The sequence below is a fragment of the Paenibacillus silvestris genome (genome assembly GCF_009882985.1).
Taxonomy (GTDB): domain Bacteria; phylum Bacillota; class Bacilli; order Paenibacillales; family NBRC-103111; genus Paenibacillus_E; species Paenibacillus_E silvestris.
On sequence record NZ_WTUZ01000040.1, the window covers coordinates 282758 to 302482 of the forward strand.

16 protein-coding genes and 1 pseudogene are annotated in these 19725 nt (G+C 44.3%); 5 read left to right on the top strand and 12 right to left on the bottom strand.

The annotated features are described in order from the left end of the window. Window positions 1-193 precede the first annotated feature (193 nt). On the top strand, window positions 194-841 hold the full coding sequence (locus tag GQF01_RS33260) for a DUF1796 family putative cysteine peptidase (RefSeq protein WP_161411500.1): 648 nt from the start codon (window positions 194-196) through the stop codon (window positions 839-841). A gap of 76 nt (window positions 842-917) precedes the next feature. Here GQF01_RS33260 and GQF01_RS33265 read toward each other — a convergent pair whose 3' ends face one another. From GQF01_RS33265 to GQF01_RS33275, 3 genes are all read right to left on the bottom strand, one after another. Continuing rightward, on the bottom strand, window positions 918-2621 hold the full coding sequence (locus GQF01_RS33265) for an ABC transporter substrate-binding protein (protein ID WP_161411502.1): 1704 nt from the start codon (window positions 2619-2621) through the stop codon (window positions 918-920). Window positions 2622-2720: 99 nt separating this feature from the next. Then, window positions 2721-3656 carry a carbohydrate ABC transporter permease gene (locus GQF01_RS33270; RefSeq protein ID WP_407945443.1) on the bottom strand — a complete coding sequence of 312 codons (936 nt, stop codon included), beginning with the start codon at window positions 3654-3656 and terminating at the stop codon, window positions 2721-2723. A 12-nt stretch (window positions 3657-3668) separates the two neighbouring features. After that, window positions 3669-4574, bottom strand: coding sequence for an ABC transporter permease (locus GQF01_RS33275; protein ID WP_161411504.1), 906 nt, complete (start codon window positions 4572-4574; stop codon window positions 3669-3671). Between the two features lie 187 nt (window positions 4575-4761). Here GQF01_RS33275 and GQF01_RS33280 point away from each other — a divergent pair, with 187 nt between their 5' ends. Further along, the gene (locus GQF01_RS33280) at window positions 4762-6489 is read left to right on the top strand and encodes a sensor histidine kinase (protein ID WP_161411506.1); all 1728 of its coding nucleotides are present in this window, start codon (window positions 4762-4764) and stop codon (window positions 6487-6489) included. Then, window positions 6486-7934: a response regulator gene (locus tag GQF01_RS33285; protein ID WP_161411508.1), complete on the top strand. Its 1449-nt coding sequence runs from the start codon at window positions 6486-6488 to the stop codon at window positions 7932-7934. Before GQF01_RS33280 ends, GQF01_RS33285 begins: the two co-directional genes overlap by 4 nt. Window positions 7935-7988: 54 nt before the next feature. On the opposite strand, the gene GQF01_RS33290 is transcribed toward GQF01_RS33285, so the two are convergent. The 3 genes from GQF01_RS33290 to GQF01_RS33300 form a co-directional block, all read right to left on the bottom strand. Next, complete coding sequence (locus GQF01_RS33290) at window positions 7989-9065, bottom strand: NAD(P)H-dependent flavin oxidoreductase (RefSeq protein WP_161411510.1); 1077 nt, start codon at window positions 9063-9065, stop codon at window positions 7989-7991. A 27-nt stretch (window positions 9066-9092) separates the two neighbouring features. Continuing rightward, the gene (locus GQF01_RS33295) at window positions 9093-10010 is read right to left on the bottom strand and encodes a phosphotransferase (protein ID WP_161411512.1); all 918 of its coding nucleotides are present in this window, start codon (window positions 10008-10010) and stop codon (window positions 9093-9095) included. 111 nt (window positions 10011-10121) lie between these two features. After that, the gene (locus tag GQF01_RS33300) at window positions 10122-10685 is read right to left on the bottom strand and encodes a TetR/AcrR family transcriptional regulator (protein WP_161411514.1); all 564 of its coding nucleotides are present in this window, start codon (window positions 10683-10685) and stop codon (window positions 10122-10124) included. Window positions 10686-10920: 235 nt separating this feature from the next. Here GQF01_RS33300 and GQF01_RS33305 point away from each other — a divergent pair, with 235 nt between their 5' ends. Further along, window positions 10921-12408 carry an MFS transporter gene (locus GQF01_RS33305; protein ID WP_161411516.1) on the top strand — a complete coding sequence of 496 codons (1488 nt, stop codon included), beginning with the start codon at window positions 10921-10923 and terminating at the stop codon, window positions 12406-12408. A 279-nt stretch (window positions 12409-12687) separates the two neighbouring features. Here the strand turns inward: GQF01_RS33305 and GQF01_RS33310 are convergent, their stop codons facing one another. Together GQF01_RS33310 and GQF01_RS33315 are read right to left on the bottom strand one after the other, a co-directional pair. Next, window positions 12688-13197 carry a DUF402 domain-containing protein gene (locus GQF01_RS33310; protein ID WP_161411518.1) on the bottom strand — a complete coding sequence of 170 codons (510 nt, stop codon included), beginning with the start codon at window positions 13195-13197 and terminating at the stop codon, window positions 12688-12690. A gap of 31 nt (window positions 13198-13228) precedes the next feature. Continuing rightward, window positions 13229-15022: a protein adenylyltransferase SelO family protein gene (locus GQF01_RS33315; RefSeq protein ID WP_161411520.1), complete on the bottom strand. Its 1794-nt coding sequence runs from the start codon at window positions 15020-15022 to the stop codon at window positions 13229-13231. A 175-nt stretch (window positions 15023-15197) separates the two neighbouring features. On the opposite strand from GQF01_RS33315, the gene GQF01_RS33320 reads away from it, so the two are divergent. Beyond that, complete coding sequence (locus GQF01_RS33320) at window positions 15198-16424, top strand: MFS transporter (RefSeq protein WP_161411522.1); 1227 nt, start codon at window positions 15198-15200, stop codon at window positions 16422-16424. 12 nt (window positions 16425-16436) lie between these two features. On the opposite strand, the pseudogene GQF01_RS33325 reads toward GQF01_RS33320, so the two are convergent. The 4 genes and pseudogenes from GQF01_RS33325 to GQF01_RS33340 all read right to left on the bottom strand — a co-directional run. Continuing rightward, window positions 16437-16892 (bottom strand): annotated as a pseudogene (locus tag GQF01_RS33325) (VanZ family protein); the annotation flags it as partial. Window positions 16893-16930: 38 nt separating this feature from the next. Then, window positions 16931-17791, bottom strand: coding sequence for a M15 family metallopeptidase (locus GQF01_RS33330; RefSeq protein WP_161411524.1), 861 nt, complete (start codon window positions 17789-17791; stop codon window positions 16931-16933). A 94-nt stretch (window positions 17792-17885) separates the two neighbouring features. Further along, the gene (locus tag GQF01_RS33335; protein WP_161411526.1) at window positions 17886-18974 is read right to left on the bottom strand and encodes a HAMP domain-containing sensor histidine kinase; all 1089 of its coding nucleotides are present in this window, start codon (window positions 18972-18974) and stop codon (window positions 17886-17888) included. Then, window positions 18967-19662 (bottom strand): response regulator transcription factor, encoded by a 696-nt coding sequence (locus tag GQF01_RS33340; RefSeq protein WP_161411528.1) that lies wholly within the window; start codon window positions 19660-19662, stop codon window positions 18967-18969. The genes GQF01_RS33335 and GQF01_RS33340 overlap by 8 nt, the downstream gene beginning before the upstream one ends. Window positions 19663-19725 lie beyond the last annotated feature (63 nt).

The window sequence follows — 19725 nt, forward strand, 5'->3', positions numbered from 1 at the left end:
AGGAAACACTTTGACTTAAATATATGCCTAAACGTGCTATTTGTAAACCATTTTTTTATTCGAAAAAAATTATATTTTAAAGTGCCGTTACAACTTGTACGCCTCTATACCGCCCTATCTATCTCGTTGTCCAATCAAATTAGAACCGTACATCATCTAGTATATTAATATCACCTCAGGGGAGGGAATGGCATTGAAATTATATGAAATAAAAGGTTCCTACGACGCAATTGTAAGTTTAGGCAGCGCTTGTAATCCTTCTCTGCAATTAAAACGTCACCATTTAAGACCGTTTTCAGGGCCGCTGGATTGGCATGTCTCTCTATCTCTTTCAGATGTCAACCGATTATTGAAAAATAAGTTCGATAACTTTATGAATCTGAGTAACATGATTCTGATAGACGGGGTTGCTCATTTATTAGATGATGGAGACCCTATTCAGTCTGTACAGTCGCACTTTGTAAAGGACACCTACTACAATATTCTATCTGTTCATGATTTTCCGATTATGCCAAATCAACACTGGACGACCGTATACCCCACCTACCGCGAGAAAATGAAACGTCGCATCGATCGATTAATGGATAAAATGCAAACTAGCCGAACCATCCTATTTGTGAGATGGGCCGCCACTTATGATCAAGCAGTTGAGCTGCAATCGGTGTTATCCGAAACGGTAAATGGTCAATTTAGCGTTCTAATCCTATGTCCGGCAGAGATCACCCCTGTGGTTTCACTATTGGATTGGGATCTTGAAAGAGTATGTGCACTTGAAGTTCCTGCTGATCCTAATCGGAATGCAACCTGGGATTATGTGTTTCAAGGGGTCAAGATGAATTAGAAAAAGGAGTTAAGCATAGGCTGCTTAACTCCTTTTCGTTATTTTGCATGGAAACTGCTCACTATGCTCCCTGCCGTTATTTTTTATACACCTTGTTATATGCATCCTGATAGATCTGGATGAATTGATCCATACCGGAATCTTTCAGACCTTTCACGTATGCATCCCAATCCTTGTCAATGCTTTTGGCTCCCATAATGAACTGAAGCATGGATTGTTTCACATAATCGGTAATGATCGGTTTTAATTGCTTCACCTGATTCGCTTGCTCATTCGTTAAGAAAATGTCGGTCGGGAACTCTTCCTTCGGCTGATGCCCTTCGTACAATTCCTTCGTGGCTTTGTACAAACGTGTCTCCAGACCATCCATCGTGTAGATGTCCTGGCTCGCTGCATACGACGTTTCCCGATATTCGGCTGAACGAAGGTTCGGTCCCATTTGGTTCCAATGGTCGTTCTGTACCTGGCCGACGCCGTATGAAGTTTCTTTCACTTTGAACTTAGCCGCAGTTCCACGCGTATTTTTATCATTCGCTTCTGCTTTCACCCAGTTGCGGTTTTCTTCTCCAAAGTTGGACAAGGTTGTGCCTTCATCCGAATAGAGATAATCCGCCAAACGAATGGCTGCTTCCGGATTTTTATTTTTGTTCGTAATGGCAAAGACGGAATTCCCAATGCCGATGTAATGTGCGGTGAATGAAGCTCCATCTGGTCCCGTTAACGGAGCAATCGGATCGTAGTCTTTGTGACGAGTAGCGGTCGGCGATGCATCTGTGAACTCACCGAACCAACCTGCCGGTATTGCACCTGCAATGGCTACGTCAGGGCTATTCCCTTTTTGTGACAGCGCATCGGATTTCTGCGTAAATGCTTCCTTATCGATCAAGCCTTCGGCATACAATTTATTCAAATATTGCAACCCTTTTTTGAACCCTGGTTGATCAACTGACGTTCCCAGCTTGCCGCCATTTAACACGAAATAGTTATTATCTGCATTGAAATAAACGAACGAGTTCATGACGAAGGTTTCAATATCCGTATGCCATCCCGTTGGCGAACCCGTAAAGGCGATTTCATCGGCTTTGCCGTTGCCGTTCGGATCTTTTTCCTTAAAGGCTTTCAACATATTGTAGAAATCATCTGTCGTCTTCGGCGCGCTTAGGCCCAGCTTTTGCAGCCATTTCGAGTTCACCCACATTTTGGCGGAAAATTGGCAGTGATAGCATTCATTCACCGAAGGAATCGCATAGATGTTGCCATCCGGCGCCGTAATCGCTTTCTCCAGATAAGAAATATCTTTGAATGCCTTTTTAATATTCGGCGCATATTGATCGATCAGCTTATTAAGCGGCAGCAGAACGCCTTGTTGACCGTATAACAACTGCTCTTCTTTCGTAAGATCCCCTGACATGAAAATATCAGGATAGTCGCCACTTGCCAGCAGTAATTGCTTTTTCTCTTTCAAGGCTGCTGCTTCGCCTGGTACAAGCTGCCAGTTCAAATGAACATTCGTCTTCTCTTCCAAATATTTGGTAAACCAGTTCGTATTCAGATCAGCAATGTTCGCCGATTGCGGTGCGAAAGCACTCATGGTTATTTTATTTTTGGCGATCGGAAAGCCCGTTACATTCACGTTGCTTCCCCCGTCTGCACTTCCGCCTGCGCTGGGAGTAGCGCTGTTCGGGTCGTCGCCGCCCGATGTGCAGCCGACTACAAACGTAGTAATGAATACGATTAGGGCGACCGATTTCCATGTTCTACTGGTTCTTTTAATCCCCATACTCAAACCCTCCTTGTTTGTTTTCGCCAATCCATCTACGTGGGGGCAAACCTAAGCTATCCAGTGCCTCGCATCCCGCCTCTCATTCTTTCTCCAGCGTCAGCCTTTTAGAGAACCAATTAATAGACCCTTCACAAAATGCTTTTGTACAAAAGGATAAAGAATAAGAACAGGCGCACTTGCAACGACAATCAGTGAATATTTAAGCAGCTCCTTCAAGCCCTGTCTCTCGGCAAGCTCCCTCACGTCTTTAATCATCGTGGGATCAATCGAGTTCAGGATTAATATGTTGCGTAAAATAAGCTGCAGCGGATATAAGTTTGCGGTTTTCAAGAAGATTAAGGCTTCAAAATAAGAATTCCAGTAGCCAATCGCATACATGAGCACTAGTACGGCAATGATCGGCTTAGAAAGCGGGATAACGATTCGTGTTAAAAATTTGAAGTCACTGCATCCGTCCAAATGTGCGGCCTCCGTTAGCTCGGACGGAATCGATGTCTGGAAAAACGTCCTTGCGAGAATGACTTGCCAGACAGAAATTGCGCCGGGAATAATCATCGCCCATCTCGTGTCGAGCATCCCCAGTCCTTTTACCGTCAAATAATAAGGAATTAAGCCCCCGCTGAATAGCATCGTGAAAACAAACAAAGCTGTAATCACGTTGCGTCCATAAAAGTTTTTACGAGAAAGCGGATAAGCAGCAGTAATCGTTAACGATACGCTAATCAGCGTACCTACGACCAGATAGAACAACGAGTTGCCATACCCCTTCAAAATTTGCGGGTTCTGAAACACAGCTTGATAGCCTCGTAGTGTTGGCTCAACAGGTAGAAGCCACACTTTTCCAGAGATAACAGCCGATGATGAGCTAAAGGATGAGCTTATGATATAAATTAAGGGATACGCTACAACGATTAAGCAAATGATCAAAAACAGATAGACGAAGAAGAGATACACGCGATCTATGCTGCTTTCAACGATGCGGGTCGTTGATTTAGGTGATTTTAACGAAATGGCTTGCTCGGGATTCATCATCTTCTCTACCTCCTACCACAAACTCGTCTCGGAATTTTTCCTTGCCACATAATTGACCACGATCAGCAGCAGCAAATTGACGACGGCATTAAATAGTCCGACCGCTGCGGAGAAACTAAAGTTCGCTCCGACTAACCCCATTTTGTACACATAAGTGGAAATCACTTCGGAAGCCCCAACGTTGATGGCATTCTGCATCAAATAAACTTTCTCAAATCCTACGTTCATGATTTGCCCTGCATTGAGAATAAGCAAGATCACTGCCGTCGGCATAAGACTCGGCAAATCAATATGGATCATACGCTGGAAGCGCGATGCGCCGTCCACTTTGGCTGCTTCATATAAATGTGGATCTACTCCAGCAAGAGCTGCAATATAGATGACCGAGGCATATCCCGTAAACTGCCAAACATCAGATAGGACATAGACCGTCTTGAAATATTCCGGCTTTGACATAATATTTTCGGCTGGAAATCCGAACTTATCGGCCAAGAGATGGACAAATCCAAGCTGAGGAGAAAGGAAAAGCATGATGATCGACACCATGATGACGGTGGAAATGAAATAAGGTGCGAATGTAACTAGCTGTACGGCTCGCTTAAACACACCATTTCTCAACTCGTTTAATGCTAACGCAAGAATGATAGGGGCTGGAAAACCTACAACGAGCGAATATAGGCTTAATAGAGCCGTATTTTTGATAATGCGCCAGAAAATCGGCAGTCGAAAAAAATCAATGAAGTGTTTAAAGCCAATCCAATCGCTTCCCCAAATCCCTTTGGTCACTACATAATTTTTGAAAGCAATTTGCACGCCAGCCATCGGTACATATTTAAAAATAAGTAAATACAGAAGTGACGGCAGGATAATCAGATAGAGCTGCCAATTTTTCTTCACCATTCTAAAAGCTATATTCATGGTAACTCTCCCTCCAAGCTGCATGAAATTTACTCCGATTTTTAAGCGCTTACAAGGACTATCATAATGGACTGTCGAACAAATTTATAGGGATCATTTTTAAGCTGAACTGTCCATTCATAAGGTGGTGTGCCTCATTCCAAAGAAGCTTGCTTTCAACTATCAGAACTTGTCTATTGTTAAAAAAATGGCAATCGGCTACATCGTGATCATTTTCATTCCGATCATCTCGTTCGGCCTGTTCCTGTATAATCAGAACTATAACAGCTTCCTGGAGGAATACGCGCAAGGCAGACAGAAAATCGTGAATCAAGTGTTAAATAATATCAGTATTAGCACCGTGCAGATCGAATCAGCCTATCAACTATTCCAAAATAATTCGAATACAATCTCCTATTTAAGCGGAAATTACCGGACCGATTTTGATCAAATTTCTAACTTTTTGACCTATATTCGCCCTTTGTTTTCCTATATCCTGTCGTCCAATCGAATGATTGATGGCATGACCATTTATATGGAACAGCAAAACGGGATGATTTTCCGACCGGAGATGGCCAAAATGGACGAGTTCAAGCTCGAAGAAAGCATCAAGAAGCTTCCGCTTGGTGTAGGGAAATGGGTAACGTCAACCAACGTATCCGATCCAACCATCAACCTCCATTATGTTCACAAAATAGGGAATCGGAATTTTGAGCAGGACATCGGTCTACTCGATATTAAAGTTACGTCCAAGTTGATTAAACCCTTGTTTGAATCTTTAAATTTGAATAGCAAAAGCAATTTGTATGTGCTTGATCAGGATCACCAAGTCATCTCGCGCATTGAGAAAATCCCATTCAATAAGGAGGCAGAAAAAGCGATATTGGACGATGCCTTCCAAGCCAAAACGAAGTACTTTTATCAAACTGTAGGCGGAGACAAGATGCTCATTGAAACTTTTTATGCCGACAGTTTGAAGCTGCATTTTGTTATGATGGAGCAAGTTGATGATGTGTTTAGTGGGATCAAAAAGAACAAATATGTGCTTGTGATGATCGTAACCATCCTATTATTGACACTCTCTGGTATGTACTATTTGATCGCTAGTTCAATTACGAAGCGGATTTTGAAACTCTCCAAGCATATGCGGCGAGTCGATGAGAACCATTTTCCACTCTATGTTGGAGAAATTAATAAAGACGAAGTCGGACATCTGACCTCCTCTTACAATGCGATGATCCGGCGAATGGACGAGCTGGTGAATACCGTGCACCGCTCTGAAATGCTGCGGAAAGAGTCCGCTTACCAAATGATGCAAGCCCAAATCAAACCTCATTTCCTTTACAATACGCTTGAATCCATACGCATGATCGCTGAAGCAAACGATGATCCGGAAGCTGCTGAGATGTCCTATACCCTAGGCAAGCTATTCCGCTATAGTTTATCGGGATCAAAGAGTGAAACGACCTTAAAAGATGAGGTTGAAAATGTCAAAGACTATATCAAAATTCAGCAAATCAGGCTTGGTGACCGGCTGCAAGTAAGTTTCATGATTGACGCTGGTATTGATAACTTCATCTGTCCCCATTATATTCTGCAGCCAATGATTGAAAATAGTATCGTCCATGGAATTGCAACCGTTAGAAAACAAGTTACTCTCTCCATTCGGATTTGGGAAGATGCCCAGTTCATGTTCATAGTCGTTAGTGACTCGGGGGCAGGTATTGAAGCAGATCGATTGGCCTTAATTCAAGGGGTTTTACATGGTAAAATAGAGGCATCACATCTGCAAAACGGCGGCGGCGGACTGGGCATCGTGAATGTCAGTGAACGGATAAAAATGTTCTTTGGCGAAGGTTCAGGTGCCCAGATAACAAGTAAACTTCATGAGGGAACGACTTGTGTGCTCAAATTAGGCAAGGGGGCAGGGCAATGAAGCTAATGGTTGTCGATGACGAACCCATCATATTGAATGGCATCATCCGTATCATTCAGAAAGCGAACACTTCTTTTAGCGAGATCGTCGGAGCTTGCGACGGCATTGATGCACTCCACAAACTGGCATCCTTTCAGCCCGATTTGATCCTAACCGATATTCATATGCCTGAGATGGACGGGCTCGCCCTAATTAAGGAAATACAAACCCAAAACCTTAGTAGTCGCTTCGTGATCATTACCGGCTATGACGATTTTGCGTATGCCAGGCAGGCGCTGCGATTCCAAGTAGTAGATTACTTATTAAAACCAATTAATAAGGTTGAACTGCTAGGCGTGTTAGAGAAGGTCGAGCACACCATTCGGGCAGAACAGCATCAAGTAAGAGAACATGACCTGCTGATGCTGAAAGAACATATTCTTTATGACACGCCATTTGAAGACATGCCTCTCAAGCCAGAGCAGCTGCCCACCCTTCTTCCTGATCCGTTTACAACAATGCTAGTATTTCAAACCTATGAAAACACGCCGCTGCTATCGAACGAACGCCTTGCGCATCTATGTAGCTCCCTATCCGAAATGAATTTCAAGGCTTATTCGTTTCAATCGCGATTTTTACGGCAAGCAGTGCTTATTATTAACGGTTTGCATGTGCCAACGGATTCCGAACTTCAACTTGCCTGTGGGGATCTGTTTTACACACAAAATACGCCAAGCAGCGGGCTGCCTATTGGTGGCAGCGGCAGGATGTGCGAGATAGATAAGCTGCGGGAGTTGTACACGGAAGCCGTCGCTTCCATGTTATTCAACCGGCACTTCGTGAGCAGCAGCATGACGGTATATCGACAAGCGTCAAAAACCATTGGCGGTGGCGCCCAAGCGAGCGAGCTATCACTTGACGAGACTCTAGAAAACATTGAAAAGGACATGCAGTCTCTGCACCTTTGCTTCACGGGCAGCGATCACGATCACAGCAAACTTCGCGAGCTGTTTTTCAGCCTTGTGAACGAACATTGCCTTAGCATTGGCATTGACACAACGCAGGAAGCCGTTCACGATTCGAAAAGATCGGGGCAGATCCTCCCCTTTGATCGGCGCCTAGAGCACCACCAGCCTTCCAATCAGTCAATTGACAAAATTGTTTCCTTTGTAGAACAAAATTACAAATTGGATCTATCCCTCGATGTTGTTGCCGATCATGTGCAGATGCATCCGAATTACATCAGCATGCTGTTTCGTAAAGAGATGGACCTTACTTTCCTTCACTACTTGCATACGTTTCGGCTTACCAAAGCCAAGCAATTCATGCAGGACCACCCTGACTGGCCGATCCATACCATTGCTGAGCTTGTTGGTTATGAAAATCCGCGCCATTTTTTCAAAGTGTTTAAAAAATTTGAAAACACGACGCCAGGCCAATATCGGCTCGGAAGTTCATCGATTTAACGTAAAAGAAGCAATCGGCAGCCCATATTCGCTCCGATTGCTTCTTTTTTCGTTTTACTTGAGAATCGAACTAGCCTGCTCAATGATCTCCGCTATAAGATTCCCAGCTTTCTCCCCGTCCGTAAGCATTCTTGTCCCTTGCCCTGCCCATAAAGACATATATTCCGCATTACGTTTATCTGCTGAAGCATTTCGTATATCTCTTGTGATCGTATTTTGTGTAGGAAATGGAAGCGGCTCAACACCACTTTCGTCCCACTGTCGAATGAACGTGTTCACAATGCCTCTGGCTGGGCGACCCGAGAATGCCTTCGTGATGACTGTGCTTTCCTCTGTGCTTTTCAAGAGTGCTTCCTTATACGCCACATTCGCCCCTGATTCAAAAGCTGTAAGAAAGCGGGTTCCCATCTGCACGCCTTGGGCGCCAAGGGCCAGCGCAGCAACAAGCCCCCTCCCGTCCATAATGCCTCCAGCGGCAATAACCGGAATCTGTACTTGATCTACAATTTGCGGAACTAAAGCGATAGTGCCAATATTAGCCCCATTCGGGTGGCTCGAGATGTCAAAAGTACCCCGATGTCCCCCCGCTTCACTGCCTTGTGCAACAATCGCATCACAACCAGCTTGCTCCGCCATGATAGCTTCCTTCACTGTTGTTACCATTGTCACGACACGCAAGCCAAGTGATTTTGCCTTTTGCATGTAAGACTCAGAAAGGACGCCGAATGCAGTGCTAATGACTGGAACCTTCTCTTCCAGCAAAACAGCGAGTTGCTCTTCGAAATAATCGGGGGTGCTGACGCTCTCCCCTGTGGCCGCCGTGATTCCAAGTTGGCCGCGCACCTTATTAAGCTCGTCTTGAACAACTTGTATTCTCGTGTTGTTGTCAGGGACTCGAAGCGTAAACAGGTTCACGCCGAAGGGCGCATCCGTCAGCTGCCTTAGTTCCTGAATGGCTGTTCGTATCGCTTCTGGTTGCATATAAGCGCCCCCTATGGTGCCAAGACCACCTGCATTGGAAACTGCTGCAGCCAGATTCACAGTGCCTGGAACTCCAGCCATGCCTGCTAGAAATATCGGGTGTTTGATCTGAAATATACGACAAATATCCGTTGTTAGTTGAAGGCTCATTGTTCTTTATTCTCCTTTGATAACGCACTACCTATCCGCGAGCGCTCGTGCGATGATTGTTTTTGCTTCCTCGGCAACTTCAGCATCTTTGTCATCAATGGCCTGCATCCAGATCAGCATAGGAATATAGACGGCGATTAGTCGAGCTAATCGCTTCGTCTCTTCATCCACGTTCCCGTACGCGGCAAAAAAACTCGCGCGGGCATCCGGGGGCAGAAAGCTATACACAACATTGAGATCGCAGGCGGGATGACCGATATTCATATCTCCCCAATCAATGATGCCAGAGACGATCCCCTGCTCGTTTACTAACATATTTTTGAAATGCAGATCACCATGCAGGAAAATGTGTCTTGGTTGAACGGGTTCTATGTTAAGCTGATCCAAATAATTAGCAATTGCCAGGTGATCCTCTTCGCTGATATGAGCGCTGAGATCAGATAAGAAGCTTAGCATTTTTTCTTTCCGCGACGCTAGGTCTGTTAGATTTCTATGGTCATGTTGGATTCCGTTCTCATTTGCAATATCAATAGGAAATGCATGCAGCCTTTTTAGGAATTGCGCAAGTATGGGAACTGATCCGGTACGTTGTTCATCCGTCAATCCTATTGGAAACTTCCCTGTTAAGTAAGGATAACCAAGAAATGGTGCTGGATATTCAAGGCTTGCTTCGCCAAAATATAACGGTTTGGAATATGGAAGGGGCATATACGTCTCAAGTTGAGGTAATAGCTTGCCCTCCATGTGTAATAAGTCAATGGCAACTTTTCTTCTTGGAAAGCGGAAAACGATCTCATCTCCAACGAGATAAACGGTATTGTCCCAGCCGTAGCCTACCTGTTGGATCGTTAAATGCGCTAGCTGAGGAAACTGGGCAGCGATTAATTTTCCAGCTAATTCCCCAGAAACCTCCCACTCAGCATCCCAAAGATTCGAACTACCCAAATTTCTCTACCGCCTCTATATCAAATTCCTCTTAAAAAAAGAAAACCGCGCAGTGCGCGGGTGATGAAAAACTTGATTGTTCCCTGCATAATTGGAATATATACTCCAAATTCATACTAATATGGCTTTCCAAGAAGCCTCTATCGTTTGTTGAATTTTGATATCCGTTAACTCAAACTTCTTCACATAGTAGCCTTTGACAATGGATGAAACAATGCCATACGTGATGGAATTGCAAAAATTCACATCATATTCCCGAATGACGCCATTTTTCTGCCCTTCTTTAATCAGAGCCAATATTGCTTCACGAGAAACGCTGTCATCTTCCAATTTGCGTAGTTCAGGTTTGATGCAAGGCGAATAGGAATACGCATCGATGAATCGGAAATGTTTAGGAAATTCCACCGCGAAACGAATCCTATTGGTATGAAGGCATTTAAAACGCTCATATAAGCTTAATTCAGCGTCGTAACCCATCATCAGGTGATCCCCAAGCAGGATTCGACATGCCCGATACAGCTCATTGATCAGTTCTTCCTTATTACTGAAATAATTAAAAACGGTACCCGAGCCTACATTCGCTCTTTTCATAATTTTTGCAAAAGTAACGGCCTGTAGTCCTTCTTCATCTATTAAATCCAACGTAGCATTCAATATATCTTCTCGTTTACTCATTATACACACCTCATTAACTCAACTTTAGTATTTACAACGGGGATCGTCAAGTATTCGGAATGCATATTCTGTAATTTCATGGATTTTTCACGTTTAAAGCTGCAAAAAGACGGTTATTTCTCAGTACCATTCATTTCTTTGGAATGTTTACTCCAAAAATGTGTTGACTTCTTCTTTCTCAGGGATTATGATGTTTTGGAACAAACACTCCAAAGATGAAAGGGAGATTACACACATGTCTTCATCCTCGACCGCATTAAACGGACGATCGGTCACCTCACCTATTGTTCTAGCCATTATACTTGCATGCCAACTAATGATTATTTTGGACGGATCGATAGTCATCACTTCGCTGCCTGAGATCGGACGCAACTTGCACCTGTCAGCAACAGACTTATCCTGGGTGCAAAATGCTTACTCGTTAACCTTCGGCGGGCTGCTGCTGCTTGGAGCGAGAGCCGGAGACTTATTAGGACGCCGCCGTGTCTTCATGGCAGGTATCGCCTTATTCACCCTGGCTTCGTTAATCGCCGGATTCGCCAATTCTGCTGAGAGCTTGCTAATCGCTAGATCCATTCAAGGCTTCGCTGCTGCTTTTGCCGCTCCATCAACTCTTGCTCTTCTGATGGTTAGCTTCGCTGAGGGCAAAGAACGCACGCGTGCCATTTCCTTATACAGCGCCGTGTCCGGTGCTGGCGGAAGCGTCGGTCTTGTGCTCGGCGGGATTCTAACTGACCTCATTTCTTGGCGCTTAGGCATGTTCATTAATGTGCCTATTGGTATCGCGCTTCTTATCTTAGCTCCTCGTTACTTAAAAGAAACGCCGCGGCTGAGTGGTCGATTCGATATCTTAGGCGCCGTTACATCAACTGTTGGGATGACTTCTCTCGTTTATGGCTTTGTTCGCGCAGCCTCTGAGGGTTGGAGTAACAATGGGACAATCGCATCCTTCCTTGTAGGAATTGTCCTGTTAGCCGTTTTTATCCGTATCGAAAAGAAAGCTGATCAGCCGATTACGCCGCTTCGATTATTTGCAAGCCGTGAACGCACGGGTGCTTATTTGGCGCGGCTGCTGTTTGTCGGCGGTATGTCTGCCATGTTCTTTTTTCTAACGCAATTCTTGCAAGGTGTAACAAACTTTAATGCACTTGTTGCAGGTATTGCTTTTCTACCGATGACTGGCGTAATGTTCAGTATGGTTTATGCCGTACCAGGCCTGTTGTCCCGTTTTGGAAGCACTAGATTAATGATCGGTGGTGTCTTCCTTGCTTTGATAGGTATGTTCTGGTTAAGCCGAATCACCGTAGATACTTCCTATTTTCCAAATATCGCGATTCCATTAGTAATCCTGGGCATTGGTGCTGGGGTCGTCTTTATCCCCCTCACATCATCCGGGATCGCCGGTGTTGAACGCAGCGATGCTGGTGCAGCTTCCGGCGTTGTGAATGTCGCACACCAAACAGGAGCATCCTTGGGGCTTGCGATCTTAATTACCGTGTTTGGTTCTGCGAGCCGCGAGGCCGTTACGCATCCACTTGCAGGGGCAGCACAGCAGGATCAAGCTCGATATGTTCTCGCTCACGCCTCAGCAGCATCCATTACGGGATCTGTCATTTTTATGGCGCTATCGCTTATTGCCATTATTGTGCTCATTCAAAAGAAACGCTCGCCAAAAGAAGTCATGCCTACTCAAGTTGAAATCAGTGAGGTTAGTGCGCATTAAGCGAAAATAGATGGAAAAACTAACGTTAACCTGCACGGTTAAGCAGCATAGAACGAAATAGCGGTAGTACCTCCAGCTAATTTCTCCTTATCGACCCGAAATTCACTGAACTTGGTGGAATTACCGGTAGAAATTCCATTTAATTACACATAATCAGATCAATTTTTGAATAATAGCTGGAAGAATCGGCGTTAATTACCACATACCGCTGATTAACTTCAAAAAGAGGCTTCTCCCACGGTCATTACATGACCTTCGGGAAAAGCCTCTTTTCTACGCTTATTCGCTCGGAACAGACACTATATGCTTCGCAAGCGAGCCATCAAAAGGAAACAGGTTGCTCAGAACCCGTTCCTTTAAAGCCTCTAATTCTTGACGAGCTTGGTGAATCAGCGTTTCTGGATAAGCAAATTTAATCGCGTTGCTCGCAAACTCATCTTCATCAACAACCATCCATTCGCCGTTGATCCAGATGTAATCCAGGTCTAAGTCTACGAAAGATACGGTCTGACCATCAATCTTAGCTGGTTGGTTAATATTGCAGTAATATTGCTTGATCTCGCCACCGACGATATCTGCACTTACCGTAAACCATGAATCAAATGAAAAATATTCAATCGTCCAAGTCTCCATCGTAAAAACCTTTTGCTTCGTGTAATGATGCAGCTGTCTTCCCTTTGGGCCCAAGACAAAAATGTAAGAATCCGTCTTTTCCAGCAAGGTCGTGTTCCACTCATAATGAAGGAGATTTCCATATTTCAAAGCTTGAATGGTTATTTGTTTATCCATTGTGACATCCCCATCGTTCTACTTTTCGATCTTAGGTTCCACAATAAGTCCGGTAAGGACGCCCAGTTCCCGCTGGTAATACGGCATATTCCGATTGTTCCACCGTATGCGCAAACGGGTCTGAAAGAACCTGAAGAAGTCGCTCCATCACACTATAGTCTCCATGTTCCACGGCTGCCGCCAGAGCTTCTTCAACTCGATGATTACGAGGGATGATTGCCGGATTGCTGCTGCGCATCAATTGTTGCGACAACTCCTTGGTCTCCTGCTGTCTGCCTAATCTTGCCTGCCACTGCTCATTCCACTGAGCAAATTCCGCTGTACCGTATAGGAACGTCTCTTCTGGTTTATCAAACGTTAACGCACGGAATGTATTCGTGAAGTCTTCCCCGTATTGCTGCATCATATTAAGCAGGTCTTCTATTAGCGTCACGTCTTGCACTTCTTCGTTAACAATCCCCAATTTCGCTCTCATGCCTGACAGCCAATTCCGGTGATACAATTCCGAAAAGCTAGCAAGCGCATTTTCAGCTATTTTAATCGCTTCTTCTTCATTCTCACTCAATAGAGGCAATAAAGTTTCAGCAAATCTTGCGAGATTCCAAGCGGCAATGCGCGGCTGATTGCCATAGGCATAACGGCCTTGTGAATCAATGGAACTGAACACCGTAGCCGGGTCATACACATCCATGAATGCGCAAGGACCATAATCAATGGTTTCACCGCTTAGCGCCATATTGTCTGTGTTCATTACACCGTGAATAAACCCAACAAGCTGCCATTTGGTAATAAGGTTAGCCTGACGTTTGATTACTTCAAGAAGCAGCGACAGGTACCGGTTCTCATCCGCTTCAACTTCTGGGTAATGCCTCTGTAAGGTGTAATCGGCCATGGCTTTAAGATCCTCAGGCGTGCCGAATTTTGCTGCAAATTGAAAAGTACCAACGCGGATATGACTAGCCGCAATCCGGGTAACTATTGCACCTTGCTGCTCCGTTTCGCGATACACGGTATCCCCCGTTGTGACAACTGCTAAGCTGCGTGTTGTAGGTATACCTAGAGCGCTCATGGCTTCACTTATGATATATTCACGCAGCATCGGTCCAAGTGCCGCTCGCCCATCCCCACCACGTGAGTATGTTGTACTGCCAGCTCCCTTCAGTTGAATATCAACGCGGGTGCCTTGTGGTGTAATATGTTCACCGAGCAGATTCGCCCGACCATCTCCTAGCATATTAAAATACCCGAATTGATGCCCCGCATAAGCTTGCGCAAGAGGAGATGCTCCCTCAGGTATTTGGTTGCCTGCGAAAATCGCCGCGCCTTCCGTACTTTTAAGCTCTTGGATATTTAACCCTAGTGAAGCTGCAAGCGCATCGTTAAAAACAACGATTTCTGGTGAGCTAACAGGCGTCGGGTTGAGTCGGCTATAAAATATTTTAGGCAGACGAACGTAGCTGTTGTCGAAATTCCAGCCTAGTCCCTTTTCATCCTCTTGTTTGGATAACTCAGCCTGCCATGCACGCATTCCGCCATCGACAGTAACAGCATCAAATCCCTTCTCACGCAGCAGAATCGCACAATTCGTCCCTGAGTTTCCTCCTGAACAAGTGACGTACACTCTTCTGCCTGCGGCTGCTTTGTGAAGTTCAGCTGCTGTGCTTTCTGACCAATTGTTAATTTCACCTTTTTCAATATGGATACGATGAAGATTGCTATGTTCCGGTGTATATTCAGAAGCGGTTTCCTTGCTGCGAACATCAAGCAACAGGACATCTTCTGTTTCTAGTTTTTTAAACAACTCAGGAATTGATATTTTGTCCACGGTAGCCTCCTATACGAAAATAAACAAGTTGAACTAATTTACTAATCATATCACCCGCCAACTTCTCCAGCAAATCAGAACCTCATTTTTCGACTTTCTCATGTATGAAAACGGGATATAGGAGGAAGATAGGGGTAACAGTTTGAGGAGTTCGAGGATGGAGATGTATACGAACATGAGTAAACCATCATTGCTGCAAGACCCAGCAAAACGTAAATTACTTTTCAGCGCGGGAATAAGCTGGTTATTCGATGCCATGGATGTAGGGATTATTTCCTTTATCGTTGCCGCTCTGGCTGTTGATTGGAAATTGGGTGCACAACAAGTTGGCCTACTCGCAGCCATCAATTCAATAGGAATGGCTGTTGGAGCAGCCATTGCCGGTGCGAGCGCAGATCGTTATGGTCGGAGATCCGTGCTGTTAATTACACTTCTGATATTTTCGGTTGCCAGCGGACTCTCGGCATTAGCAACAGGTTTCATTATGTTATGTACACTGCGTTTCATTACTGGATTTGGTCTTGGCGGGGAGCTTCCCGTTGCATCTACACTTGTTTCGGAATCGTTTTCTGCTACGGAGAGGGGACGAGCTGTTGTGCTGCTCGAAAGCTTCTGGGCTTGCGGGTGGATTATCGCGGCTTTAATTTCCTATTTTGTCATTCCTACCTATGGTTGGAGAGCAGCCTTTCTCATTGGCGCCTTACCAGCTCTATATGCCTTATATTTAAGAAGAGCGATTCAAGATTCACCAAGATTTAACGCACAGCGAAGCCGCCGATTAACGCTCAAAGTGCGCGTCACTTCCGTCTGGTCTGCAAATTTCCGCAAATCAACGATAACACTCTGGATTCTCTGGTTTACCGTGGTTTTCTCTTATTACGGGATATTTCTGTGGCTTCCATCTGTCATGGTTCTTAAGGGTTTCAGTCTTGTAAAAGGGTTTCAATATGTGTTAATCATGACGCTAGCACAGCTTCCAGGTTATTTTACAGCTGCTTATTTTATTGAGAAATTCGGCCGTAAGTTTGTTCTCGTCACTTACTTGCTGTTAACAGCTTTTAGCGCGATTTGGTTCAGCTCTGCTAGCACAGAAGCCATGCTAATAATAGCAGGGATCAGCCTCTCCTTCTTCAATCTTGGTGCTTGGGGAGCCATGTATGCCTACACACCCGAGCTCTACCCTACTAGCGTCCGCTCGACAGGCGTTGGACTTGCCGCATCCTTTGGACGCGTTGGAGGTATTATCGGCCCTTATCTTGTAGGCTTATTGGTGTCTCGACATCACAGCATTACCTCGATATTTACCATCTTTTTCATTGCGATCGTGTTCGGAGCGCTGGTTCTGCTGTTCTTTGGCAAAGAAACGAAAGGAACCGACCCCGATCAAGCGGCTAGCAGCTAACATTAGTTGCCATAGGCAACAACCAATCAAACCGCCAGACACATTTAGAATAAGATCATCCACATCAAAACTGCCGATTAAAAATAAAACTTCCAAGCATTCCAAGCTCAAACTTAAGCCAAAGGAGCGAATACCTACTCCAATCCATGACATCCTTGATTTTTTCGATAATAGCATCAGGAAAATACCAAATGGTATGAATATCAGAATATTTCCATACAAATTGATCACTTCGTAACTGGATAGACTATGGATATTTTGAGATATGGTCACGAATGGATGGAAATTCGCTGTTTGCAAGCGATGATGGACATTGCTCGGATTCCCTAGACTTCTCTGAAGCTGCTGCCATAGGAAGAGGAAGTCCATCGAACCGAACTTAAATAAGATAACTTTAAACACCACGTACATATAGAGGGCAAATAGTGCAGACATCGCTGCTTCATAGATGAATTTCATTTGTTTCATTTGGCGTCCTCACCTTCCAGAGATTTCGAATCCATGCATTAAAATACGGTCACAATGATGCCATCCATGTTGTTGCCGGACAGCAGAAATTTACGATTACTTGGCACTTGAATGGTTGTATCTTTCGAAATCGGATGATACGAAATTTCATAGTTCACACCCTGAATCGTGGTTGTTAACGTCTTCTGTTGCTTTAGAAATTCCAAATACTGTTCAAGCGTTAAATTCTTTTGCTGCATGATTAGACTATGGGGTAAACCAACATATCGAAAATGCCAAGGTTCATACTGAATGCCAGTAATCGCCGTTTTATCCTTGGGATAACGTAAAATGAATCCGTAGGTCGCAGCATTCTTCTTGAGCCAAGTTCCTTCCGGAGCTTGGCTCATTTCCGATTGCGTAGAACCAATATCAAGAGAAATCCCCAAGTTATGCTCGCTATTTCCTGCCGGCAGAGCATAATCTGGACCCATATCTTTATAAAGCTTGCTTTGCTCGCTGTTATCCCGGTAGCCGCTGTTTATCATAAAATGATGAATCCCCTCTTTATCGGCAGCTTTGACCATCGTTGTAAAACTTTTCACAATGCTTCGAGACAAACGAACTGTGTTGTCTAATAAAACATAACCATCAACCAATTCTTTATGTTGAAAAAGATTGACCACATCCGTGAGAATGCCTGCTTGGTGGATTGGATAATCCTTATTAACTAAGACTAAATTGCCTTGGTATATTTGGTCTTTCATGATCTTAAGCGTTTGTTCGCTCTTCGTGGGAATGGACTCTCGAATCTCAAATTTCTCTATCCCTTGGTTCTCGTTTACGCGTTCCGGTTTCTGGTGCATGGCTTCATATCCGAGTAGGGCAAGTATGACAAGCCAAAAAACCCACTTCTTCATTCTTCGTTACCTCCTTCTTCTTACTACATATAAGAATAGGGAAAACTTTTTAAGAAAGAAGTGGGATAAACTTAAAGTTTTTCTTAAATTTCATTCATGAAAGCGGTAAACGAACCTCAAATAACGTACGAATCAAGTTGCTTTGTGCAGAAATCGTACCCTGATGCTGTTCCACGATATTTTTGGCAATGAAGAGACCGAGTCCAGTACTCCCGCCTTGATGCGTCCGAGCCCGATCACCTGTGTAAAACATGTCAAAAATATGCGGCAGCTCCTCCGGTGGAATACTGTCGCCATAATTAACGACTTGGACCACAACTTCATCTGCTTGAAGCTGACAGTTGATATCCACGAACTGGCCGTCTTTTCCATAGCGATTCGCATTCGTTAATAAATTCTCAAAAACGCGCGCCAACAGCTCGCCATCGCCCCAAATTTGCAAATGAGGCTCAATATTTAATCTAGCTTGCAGATGACTTTTCTCAAAAACAGGGAACAACTCTTCGTTAAGCTGAATGAGAAGATCACTTAGATCGATCTGCTTTTTCTCAATTGAAAGCATGCCATAATTCATTCTTGTGAGCTCAAACAGCTCGTCAATAAGCTTCTCTAAACGTTTCGACTTGGTAAAAGCGATTGTTGTATAATGCTTAATTTGCTCCGACGTCAACTGATTGTCCTGAAGCAGCAAATCTAAATAACCCAAAACTGACGTTAATGGCGTTCGCAGATCGTGAGCTAAATTCAAGACCAGCTGATCTTTGCTGCTTTCCGCAAAATCGCCTCGCTCTACCGCTTTTTGCAGCATCTCACTTGCCATATTGATGTCTTCCGCTATATCCCTGAACTCATCATTCGAAGAAATATGAACACGGCTTGCGAAATCCCCATTAGCTAGACGGTGAATCCCCGTGGAGATCTCATGAAAATAAGCGGCGTAAGGTTTAGTAAGGAAAAAGAAACACACAATCGCCAGAGGAATGAAAATGATTAAGAAGAAATTAAAATCTCCGATGTTGGCAATCACATGGCGAAATTTCGCCAAAGGATTTTCAAGCCGAACACCGCTGTAGTATAGCTGAAGGACTTTGTAAAGAATGAACGTGAAAATTCCAGATAAAAGCATGCTCATCCCTAATAAAACGATCATTTGGAAACGGAAACTTCGTATCATTTTAGCCATTGAATGTATATCCCACACCCCAAACGGTTTTGATCCATTTGTTTTTATTGTTCTCATCTTCACCTAGTTTTTTGCGCAGCGTACGGATATGTACCATGACGGTGTTGCCACTTTCATAGAAGGCTTCGCCCCATACCTGCTGGAAAATATTTTCCACGCTGAAAACTTTCTTGGAATGAGCCGCCAGCAGATATAGAATATCAAATTCCTTCGGCGTTAATTCAATATTTTCACCATATAGATTTACTGTCCGTTTGTCAGGATCAATCATTAATCCGCCTGTTTCAAGTAGGTTATGGTCAATTTTGGGTTGGCTTAATTGCATGGACCGACGTAGATGTGCGTTCACTCGGGCGACTAGTTCCATAGGATTGAACGGCTTGGTCATGTAATCATCGGCCCCAATCACCAATCCCGTTATCTTATCCAAGTCAGATGATTTGGCGCTCAGAAAAATGATCGGCATTTGGTACTTTTCACGAATTTGCCGCGTCACCTCATGTCCATCCAATCTAGGCATCATGATATCTAAAATAGCCAAATCAATCGAATGCGTTTGTATCGCCTGGACAGCCTCTTTTCCATCTGCTGCTTTGATAATTTGGTAGCCTTCTTTCTCTAAATGCAGCGCAATCAGATCGGCAATCTCCGCCTCGTCATCTGCGACCAATATGGTAATTCTCTTCATCCGTATCCCTCTTCTATGTAAATTATGTCATTCTTATTCTATCCGAATTTCGTACTTTTGCCC